Genomic DNA, 349 nt, shown 5'->3' with positions numbered 1-349 from the left:
TTGCCAATCCGGGGTGTGGGCTAACCAGGCAAAAGGTGACACCTGGATCGCCTATAACGGCGAAAGCCAAATAACATATGGTTCAGAGGGTATCAGCTTCTCTGAAAAGCTGGGCCCAGGACAATACCGATTTTATTTTGATGAGCCAAAATGGAATTACATTTTGTCGGGTAGCTCAACGACCAACGCACAAGGCTTTAACACGTGGATTTGCTATGTGAGTAAGGCCCCTACTTACGTCGAAGTTAGCACCTGCGACACCCTCCCATACTTAGAGTACGTAGATACTGCTAACCTGGATGTGCTAATTAGTGAGTTCTGAAAGGCAGTTTTTCTTATTGCCAATCCG

General features: G+C 46.4%; 1 protein-coding gene. It reads left to right on the top strand.

The annotated features are described in order from the left end of the window. The coding region (locus PuT2_RS15995) for a hypothetical protein (RefSeq protein WP_216820842.1) at positions 1-322 on the top strand (322 nt) is incomplete at its 5' end. Positions 323-349 lie beyond the last annotated feature (27 nt).

It is taken from the genome of Pusillimonas sp. T2, from assembly GCF_002236805.1.
Taxonomy (GTDB): Bacteria; Pseudomonadota; Gammaproteobacteria; order Burkholderiales; family Burkholderiaceae_B; genus Neopusillimonas.
Note: the sequence above shows the minus strand (reverse complement) of the source record. Positions and strands in the feature narration are given on the sequence as shown.